Source organism: Rhizobium sp. P1_E1 (assembly GCF_056406015.1).
This window is the reverse complement of sequence record NZ_JBFUAY010000209.1, coordinates 1-7469: the sequence shown is the minus strand read 5'-3', so window position 1 is coordinate 7469 and position 7469 is coordinate 1. Positions and strand designations below refer to the sequence as shown.

The 7469-nt window shown below is 60.7% G+C and carries 8 protein-coding genes; 2 read left to right on the top strand and 6 right to left on the bottom strand.

All coding sequences use genetic code 11. The annotated features are described in order from the left end of the window. Window positions 1–918: cyclic nucleotide-binding domain-containing protein (locus tag AC1D1Z_RS31555; protein WP_477852776.1), on the top strand; the 918-nt coding region annotated here is incomplete at its 5' end. Between the two features lie 364 nt (window positions 919–1282). Here the strand turns inward: AC1D1Z_RS31555 and AC1D1Z_RS31550 are convergent. The 6 genes from AC1D1Z_RS31550 to AC1D1Z_RS31525 form a co-directional block, all read right to left on the bottom strand. After that, window positions 1283–1507, bottom strand: coding sequence for a hypothetical protein (locus AC1D1Z_RS31550; protein ID WP_018246364.1), 225 nt, complete (start codon window positions 1505–1507; stop codon window positions 1283–1285). Then, complete coding sequence (locus AC1D1Z_RS31545) at window positions 1504–2256, bottom strand: COG4280 domain-containing protein (RefSeq protein WP_018246363.1); 753 nt, start codon at window positions 2254–2256, stop codon at window positions 1504–1506. Before AC1D1Z_RS31545 ends, AC1D1Z_RS31550 begins: the two co-directional genes overlap by 4 nt. A 56-nt stretch (window positions 2257–2312) precedes the next feature. Continuing rightward, window positions 2313–3041: a phosphatase PAP2 family protein gene (locus tag AC1D1Z_RS31540; protein WP_018246362.1), complete on the bottom strand. Its 729-nt coding sequence runs from the start codon at window positions 3039–3041 to the stop codon at window positions 2313–2315. 278 nt (window positions 3042–3319) lie between these two features. Beyond that, entirely contained in the window at window positions 3320–3691 is a 372-nt protein-coding gene (locus AC1D1Z_RS31535) for a response regulator transcription factor (protein ID WP_026188755.1), read from the bottom strand. A gap of 79 nt (window positions 3692–3770) precedes the next feature. Further along, window positions 3771–4403 (bottom strand): response regulator transcription factor, encoded by a 633-nt coding sequence (locus AC1D1Z_RS31530; RefSeq protein ID WP_477852774.1) that lies wholly within the window; start codon window positions 4401–4403, stop codon window positions 3771–3773. Continuing rightward, window positions 4400–6295 carry a sensor histidine kinase gene (locus AC1D1Z_RS31525; RefSeq protein ID WP_477852772.1) on the bottom strand — a complete coding sequence of 632 codons (1896 nt, stop codon included), beginning with the start codon at window positions 6293–6295 and terminating at the stop codon, window positions 4400–4402. Before AC1D1Z_RS31525 ends, AC1D1Z_RS31530 begins: the two co-directional genes overlap by 4 nt. Before the next feature lie 295 nt (window positions 6296–6590). Here AC1D1Z_RS31525 and AC1D1Z_RS31520 point away from each other — a divergent pair. Beyond that, window positions 6591–7469 (top strand): sulfatase-like hydrolase/transferase (locus tag AC1D1Z_RS31520; RefSeq protein ID WP_477852770.1); only part of this gene is annotated, 879 nt, incomplete at its 3' end.

Sequence of the window (7469 nt, the reverse complement as noted above, 5' to 3'; positions counted from 1 at the left end):
CTGCTGAACGGCTCGAACGACCTCGTCGTCCTGCCCAACAGCTTTCTGGCCAAGGTCGGGCTGACCAATCTCAGCAGCCCCGACCGCAGTCACGGCGCCTCACTGACGGTTCGGGTCGTGCCGACGATCGGGCCGTCGGCGATCATCGAGGTCATGCGCGCCGTGCTTTTGAGCAGCGGCTCGATCCTGACCGAGCCGAAACCCGGCGTGCAGATCAAATCGCTGACATCGGATGYAGTGGAGCTGGAGCTCTCCTTCCGCGTCAGGGATATCGGCCAGACGGGGCCGGCGAAGAACGAGATATTCGATCTCATCTACCGCCATATCAAGGCCGCCGGCCTCACCTTGGCGCGGCCGCTCGACGCCGGCCCACCGCCCGACCAGTTGCAATCGGAGGAGATGGTGAAGCCGCACCGGCCGACGCCGCTCAAGCTTCTCGACGCCATCCCGCTGTTTTCCTCGCTGACCGAGGACGAGAAGGAAACGCTCGCAGCCTCGATGACACGTCGAACCTACAAAAAGGATTCCATCCTCATCGAGCAGGGCGATACGGTCGCATCGCTGATGATCGTGCGCAGCGGCGCCCTCGTCGCCACGCGCCAGGAAGGCCATAAGGAAATCGAACTCGGCCGGCTGGCGCCCGGCGATTATTTCGGCGAAAGCGGGCTGCTGATCGGCGTTGGCGAGGCCGCCAGCCTGCGCGCGCTGACCTTCGTCGTCGTCTACGAGATTGCCCAGGCGAGCCTGACGCCGCTGCTGCACGACCGGCCCGGTATCGCCGAAGAGCTTGCCGCCACTTTGTCGCGCCGCATCGAGACCGGCCAGCATTCCTTCGCGACCGAAGGCGCCACGCTGAACGGTGGCTCGATGACCTCGCTGGTGACGCGCATCCGCCACCTGTTCAAGGTACCGCAATAGCGGTCTGAGGCTGGAGCCTTTCCTGGTCAGCTTGAATCATTCTGCCGGAGCAGGTTTTCGTCAGGGCAGAGGCGATTGGCGAAGGGCATACCCCTTGGTACGTYCGAGCCGATCGCCTCTGATCCTGGCGCAAAGATGCCCGGCCCACCGGCCGCACTGCTTCGCCATGCGAAGCAATAGSTGCGTCCGGCGATTCTAAAGTCTTGCAGATTTGCCCGGCAAATCTGCGGGAGGGTTGGCTGAAACGGGCCGGCTGATCGACCGGCCGGCTTAGCCGTAGATCTGGGCTACGACGCGCGCCGGCCGGTCGACCATCCGACTCCGTTTGAGCCAAGAGAATGCTTCAATCTGACCAGGAAAGGCTCTATTTCCGCTGAAACTTCTGCCGCGCCGCGCGCGCCACGCTCTCGGCGAGAATCAGCAGACAGCCGAGGAGAAGCAGAGTAGCGGCGAGCAGCGCGTCGACATGGGCGAATTTCACCAGAACGCCGACGATGGCAATCAGCAGCAGTGCCGCCAGCGCCAGCGCGCCGTCGTCGATGAACATGCCGAAGAATTCCTTCAAGGCGACCTTAAGAATATTCATCACGCGGCCACCTCGGCATGGGTGTTGAAATACTGACGCAGCATCCGGACTGCTGCGAAGGAAAAGACGGCGAGCACGGCAAGGATCGCCAGAAGCGAAAGATCGGCGCCCGGCCAGTCGGCGCCGACGCCCTCGCCAACCCAAAATATGCCGAAGGCGCTGAGCAGCAGCCCGACAACGAATTTGAGGCTGTTCTCCGGAACCGCCGAGAGCGGTTTGTGCACGAAGATGCCGATGATCAGCACCAGCAAGCAGGCCGCGGCGGCTCCAAGGCTGGCATAGCCGATCATGCCGTGTCCAGCGCCGGTAGCGATGACGATGAACACCACTTCGATCCCCTCGAGCAGCACCGCCTTGAAGGCGGCGGTGCCCGCCAGGAAATTGGCACGGCGCTCGGCGGATTGACGCCGCAGGCTGTCGGTCTCGGCCGCAAAAGCCTTCTCCTCGTCGTGCAGCGCGATGAAACCCGAGGCCCGCAGGATCGCCTTGCGCAGCCAGCGCAGGCCGAAGAGAACGAGCAGTGTTCCGATCACGAACTGCATCAGCTCGATCGGAATGAGCCCGAGCAGTGGACCAAGCGCCAGCACGAGAAGAGCGAGAAGGCCGAGCGCAAGACCGGTGCCGATGAAGGCCGGACGCCAGCTCTGCGTAACGCCGACGGCGAGAATGATGGTGAAGGCTTCAACGACCTCGACGAAGGAGCCGAGAAATGCGGCCGTGACCGTCGAAGTGATCGTTGTCAGAGTTGTCATGGTTCTTGTCCGTTATGCCGGCGGAGATCATGTACTGGGCTGAATTGTTATTTTTCTTACCGTTTTGCGGCATCCGCAACATCATCTGGCGCGCGGCTCGGAATAAACCGCTTCGAGATCAGCCAGCAGCCAAGCGCCCAGAGCGCACCGGCGCACCATCCGGCGAAGACGTCCGTGGGATAATGGACGCCGAGATAGATTCGGCTCAAGCCGATGAGGACGGCGAGGAAGACGCCGGTGCCCATGACGAAGATCCGCGTTGACCGGTAACGCTGTGTCCGGGCCAGCAGCGCCCCAAGCGTCAGATAGGTCACCGCCGAGACCATCGCGTGTCCGGAGGGAAAGCTGAGATCGCTCACTTCGACCAGATGCGGCACGATGTCGGGGCGCGGCCGCGCGACGAGGATCTTCAAGAGCGTGCTCGCCAGCCAGCCGCTCAGCACAGAGGAAAAGACGAAGATTGCGATCGGCCAGCGCCGGTCGAGCAGAAGATGGACGGTGACGAGAACCGTCATCAGCGAGAGAACGGTGATGCCGCCGAGGGCAGTGATATCGTCGACGGCATGCGTCAGCCAGCCGGGACCGATCGGCACGGCAAGTTCTCCCGGCCGTCGCAACGCCAGCAGGATTGCCTCGTCAAAGCGGAATGTCTCACCCTCCAGGACTTCGCTCGTCAGTCGCTGGAGCAGGAACAATCCACCGGCGATCGATGCCACCATGATCAATGTTAGCGGCTCATATGCATTGAGCCTCGCCAAGAGTCCCCGTCGTTGAACCTCGCTCATGCCTGCCGTCGAACTCCCTTCACATCATGTCGGTCCCCGCCAGATTGGCAATCCAGATCCAGGATTCAAGACCTTGCGGCATTCAAGGGCGTTCCCGACAGAGGTTTTATGGCCGCTGAGGTCGCCTTCTAGGTGTTCATCAACGGCACCAGTGAGTGAACCGCTTTGATCTGGTCGCAGTACCACGATGGAATGTGATGACGACGAATCCATGCTCCCCGGGCGGTCTCGAATGCGCGTCGCGCGCTTCGAGAGCACATGCCTCCGCCCTTATCGGTTCACAATCCCAACGCCTTGTTGATGGCCGCAATCAATGTAGCTCCGGAAAATTGCTTCTGCAGATATGCAACACATCCCGCCTTTTCCGCCTGCGCTTTGGCGGAGCCGGTTTCCAGTGCCGTGATGAAAATCACGGGAAGGGTTGTTCCCTCGGCTTTCAGCCTGCGTTGCAAATCGATGCCGGACATGCCACCGAGGTCGATATCAAGGACGAGGCAGTCGATCGTCGTTTTGGGATCGCGACTGAGAAAGGCCTCGGCCGATGCATACTCGTTGGCCTGAAAACCGTAAGCATTAAGCAGCCGCCCGAGACTGCGCCTTAGGCTTGCGTCATCATCGACGACCGCGACCGTGCGGCGAGGGTTCTCCACCTCATACACCTCTTTTGACGATATGAGAGATAATGGTTCCCGATCAAATTAGGCCGGCGGGACGTCGATTGATATTGTCCTAAGGGGAAGGCGCCGCTGTATCCTGGTCGATGAGACCAATATATGCAGCGATCGACACCACCTCGGYCAGCGAGCGTACGTCGAGCTTTTCCATGACCTGATGGCGATGCACCTTCACCGTCCGCTCCGAGATGCCGAGCGCATAAGCGATCTGCTTGTTGAGATGGCCACGTATAACGAGCCGGAACACTTCCGCTTCGCGCGGGCTGAGACTCGCGACTAATGCCCGCTGGGCTTGAAGACGATCGTGACGGGCCTGCTGTCGTTCGCATTGGATGAGGGCGCGATTGATCGCCTCCATCAATGCCGCCGCGGTCGAATTCTTCTCCAGAAAATCCTTGGCACCCGCCTTCATCGCCTCGACGCTTGCCTTTATGTCTCCCTCCCCCGTGAGGAACACGACCGGCAATAGCGGTGCCTGCTCGCACAATCGGCGTTGGATTTGCAACCCGGACTGGCCGGGCATCTGGAGGTCGAGGAGAACGCATCCCGGTTCGCAAGTGGAAAGGCGGGCAAGAAATTGGTCCCCGGACTCATAGGTTTCGACCCTGAGACCATGTGCGGAAAGCAGCCTTGCGGTCGCTGTCCGGTAGGATTTGTCGTCATCGACGATATGGACAACCGGTTTCATCTCGATCGCTCCTCCCTGTGGGCGAGAGGCAGGGCCACGCGAAAGACCGCGCCTCCTTCGGGGCGGTTGTCGGCGCAAATGGTGCCGCCATAGGTCTCGAGAATGGCGCGGGCTATGGACAGACCCAGCCCCGTGCCCGCCTGCTTGGTGGTATAGAACGGTTCGAAGATGCGGATCAGCCTCTCCTCGGGAATGCCGTCTCCGGTGTCGGAGACCAGCAGTTCCGCCTTCTCGTTCGCCAGTCCTGTTGTAAACGTAAGCGTTCTCCCGGCCGGGACGGCGTCCAGCATGGCGTCCATAGCATTGGTTGCCAGATTGAGGATAACCTGCTGCACATGAACTTTGTCGGCACGTACCGGCAACTCGCCGGGCGGCTGTGTTGAGGTCAGCGTAATTCCGCGCCGTTCCGCCTCGCCGTGAATGATATGGATTGCGCTCGACGTGACATCGTTCAGATCGAACTCCTGCCAATCGATCTCGCTTCTCTTCTTGAGCAACCCTCTCATCCGGCTGATGATATCGCCTGCGCGCTGATCGTCCTCCTGGATGTCGAGGAGAATCTGCTGAATCAGTTGGTGATCCGGGTTTACACTTCGGAGCAGCACCGCGGCTGCCTCGGCATTGTTTCGGATGGCCGAAAGGGGCTGGTTCAGTTCGTGAGCAATGGACGAGGACAATGCTCCGGCTGTCGCCGACTGGTTAAGGTGGACGGCTTCGAGCAAGTGAAGGCGCGACCGGCTCTCGGCATCGCGGCGGCGCCTCCGCTCGAACAAGAGCACCGAGATGATGCTGGCCTGCGCCAGCACGAGGCCGCTCCCCGCCACCAGAATTGCCCAGTGCTCCTCCCAGAGGCTCCTCTTCTTGTGCATCTGGATTGTGCCCGGCGGCAGATCCTTTTCGGCGAGCCCCCAGCGCTGGAGTTGCCGGGCATCGGCGACATATGTCTGGGGCGCTTCGAGATCCGACACAGGCTTGCCAGCGATCGCATCGATGACAAGGTTGCCGACGGTCCGGCCCAGTGCTTCGAATGTGACGGTATTGCCGCCGACGACGCCATGATCGATGTAGGTCTGATAGGGCCCATAGACCGGCGCGCTGGCGGTCGCCGCAATCTGTCTGATCGCGTCGCGCGGAATGAAGTTGCGCCCTGCCCGATCCTTGAAGATCGTCAATGCCAGGATGATGCTGTCGGGCGGCACGCGGGATACGCGCTCGACAAATTCATCGATCGTCAGATCTTCCAGATAGGTCGTCGTATCATAGGATTTCGAGAACTGTTTCAAATCCGTGCGGGCCGTCGCCAGYCATCCGCGGTCGAAGTCGGACGAGCCTCCGACGATGTAGAGGTGGCGGGCATCGGGCTGAAGGCTGCGGGCCATCTCGGCTGTCTTCAGAATGTCGAATGTCGTGAAGGCTCCGATCACGTCATCCGGCAAATCGATCTTCTCGGCGGTGGYGGTGYCGAAACCAGCGGCGACGATCTTTGCGCCGGGCGCGATCGTGCCGTGGTTCGCGACTATGAAGCTGGCCGATTCGCTGCCGACGGCCACGACCACGTCGGGGCGGCGCACTGCGTATTTTTCGCCCAGATATCGGGCCATGCGCGCGACATGGTCGCCTTCCGGAAACCGCGAGAGATCCAGGAACTCGGAAAACAGATCGATCTTGCCGTTGGTCGCCTCCAGCAAACGGCTCCGCAACGCCTCTCCGGCAGCGGTCGTTGCCGCGATCCTCTCGTCATAGGGGTAGAGAACGAGGACGCGGGGAACCCGGTCGATGACGGCAATCGAGGTGTCGGAGGCTGCGGCCTGACGACTGGACATACTCGGGGCGAACACCGCCAACAAAAAGGCAGTGCAGCATAATCGACCTGACCATTCGCCCAAGCCCATCAGCTTCCCCCCAAACCGGCCTAGAATAACAGCTTCCCGCTACGGCGTCATCTGCGCATCACTACTATCGATTGCCGCTGCATGAAGAGATTCCCCAAAGTACAATATCGAGCGAAGGCAGCATTCGCTAAAGTTCAGCGGGCCGGAGCAGAGATGCGGCCGGCCCTCGCATCCCTGCCGGAGGCAGCTCCGTCGGGATCTTCATTTTAAGCAGTCCAGTTGAATCGACGCATGCAATCGCAGCCTTGTCCGCGAGTGGCTCCGTCATTCAAGAACGTCAACGGAGGGATTTGAAATGAACAGCAGAATCCTTATCCGCTGTATCGGAGCACTGGCTACATCCACCGTTCTCTGGTGCGCAGCCTCGCCCGTGCAAGCGCAAGACTCCCAACGAAAACCCAACATCCTGTTCATCGTTTCGGATGATACCGGCTACGGCGATCTCGGGCCTTACGGCGGAGGTGAGGGCCGCGGGATGCCGACCCCGAGCATCGACAAGCTGGCCGACGAAGGCATGACCTTCTTTTCCTTCTACGCCCAACCGAGCTGCACGCCCGGCCGCGCCGCCATGCAGACGGGACGCATTCCGAACCGCAGCGGCATGACGACGGTGGCATTTCAAGGCCAAGGCGGCGGATTGCCCGCAGCGGAATGGACGCTCGCCTCCGTTCTGAAGCGCGGTGGCTATCACACCTATTTCACCGGCAAATGGCACCTCGGGGAGGCGGACTATGCGCTTCCGATCGCGCAGGGTTACGACGAAATGAAGTATGTCGGCCTCTATCACCTCAATGCCTACACCTATGCCGACCCGACCTGGTTCCCTGATATGGATGCGGAAACCCGCGCTTTGTTCCAGAAAGTGACAAAGGGCTCGCTGTCCGGCAAGGCCGGAGGTGAGGTAAAGGAAGACTTCAAGATCAACGGTCAATATGTCGATACGCCTGTGATCGACGGCAAGGAAGGCGTTGTCGGCATTCCGTTCTTCGACGGCTACGTAGAGAAAGCGGCACTGGGCTTTCTTGATGAAGCTGCAAAGACGCCGGATCAGCCTTTCTTCATCAACGTCAATTTCATGAAAGTGCACCAGCCGAACATGCCGGCCCCGGACTTCCAGGGCAAATCGATCTCGAAGAGCAAGTATGCGGACTCCGTTGTGGAGCTGGATACACGC

What these genes read in the sequence shown, in the direction of transcription:
- AC1D1Z_RS31545 (WP_018246363.1), bottom strand. Translation starts at nt 2,256, where the DNA reads ATGACAACTCTGACAACGATCACTTCGACGGTCACGGCCGCATTTCTC.
- AC1D1Z_RS31540 (WP_018246362.1), bottom strand. Translation starts at nt 3,041, where the DNA reads ATGAGCGAGGTTCAACGACGGGGACTCTTGGCGAGGCTCAATGCATAT.